Source organism: Acinetobacter sp. Colony158 (assembly GCF_019264745.1).
In the GTDB taxonomy this organism is placed as follows: domain Bacteria; phylum Pseudomonadota; class Gammaproteobacteria; order Pseudomonadales; family Moraxellaceae; genus Acinetobacter; species Acinetobacter ursingii.
This window is the reverse complement of sequence record NZ_CP078523.1, coordinates 3,023,213-3,024,329: the sequence shown is the minus strand read 5'-3', so window position 1 is coordinate 3,024,329 and position 1,117 is coordinate 3,023,213. Positions and strand designations below refer to the sequence as shown.

At 41.6% G+C, this 1,117-nt stretch carries 1 protein-coding gene; it reads right to left on the bottom strand.

The features are described from left to right. Positions 1-935, bottom strand: a 935-nt coding sequence (gene bioB, locus JR005_RS12465; protein WP_218665191.1) for a biotin synthase BioB, incomplete at its 3' end; no start/stop codon positions are given. Between the last annotated feature and the right edge of the window lie 182 nt (positions 936-1,117).

Sequence of the window (1,117 nt, the reverse complement as noted above, 5' to 3'; positions counted from 1 at the left end):
GCGACTAATCCTAATTTTGCGAAAAGCTGTTGATCTCTGCCTTCACCCGCATTTGGGGTGGTGAGTAATTTATCTCCAGAGAATAGAGAATTTGCGCCAGCCATAAATGCCAGTGCCTGATCTGAATCGCTCAGTGATTCGCGACCTGCAGAAAGTCGGATATAACTTTGCGGCATAATAATACGCGCAACTGCAATCGTACGAATCCATTCAGTCACTTCTAGTTTTTCTACATCAGCCAGTGGTGTTCCTTCAATCGGTACTAGCATATTAATAGGCACAGATTCAGGGTGAATAGGTAAAGTTGCAAGCTCATACAATAATCCAATACGATCTTGCTTATCTTCACCTAAACCAACAATACCGCCACTACAGACTTTCAACCCCGCATTACGCACATGATCCAGAGTATTTAAACGGTCATCAAAGGTACGGGTGCTAATGATATTGCTATAATATTCGCGTGAAGTGTCCAGATTGTGATTATAGTAATCTAGACCTGCATCATATAGGCGCTCAGCTTGTGATTGGTTGAGCATTCCAAGAGTCATGCAGGTTTCCATTCCGAGAGCTTTGACTTCGCGTACCATTTCCAGTACATAAGGCATATCGCGTTCATGGGGATTGCGCCAAGCAGCACCCATACAAAAACGTGACGAACCTGATTCTTTGGCTGCTTTTGCTTCAGAAATGACTTTTTCAACGGCAATACGTTTTTCTGCTTCTAATTTTGAATCGTAGCGTGCCGATTGCGAACAATATTTGCAATCTTCGGGGCATTTGCCTGTTTTGATGGATAATAGGGTACTGACCTGAATCGTATTGGCAGAAAAATATTGACGGTGCACTTGTTGCGCCTGAAAAACCAGATCTAAAAATGGCTGATCATAAAGTGCTTGGATTTCATTACGAGTCCAATCATTACGTAAGGTCATTGTCATAATCCATGATGATTGCGTTTACTAGCAACTTATCATACAGAATTCATGCCAAAGCTATAGGGCAAAAAACATCATTTTTACTGACTTGCGCGTTGCTTTAATAATTGTTGTTCAATTGCCCAGTCAATATGCACATTCACGATGTCGTCATGCTGTGATTTAGCTTGTATAAGTTG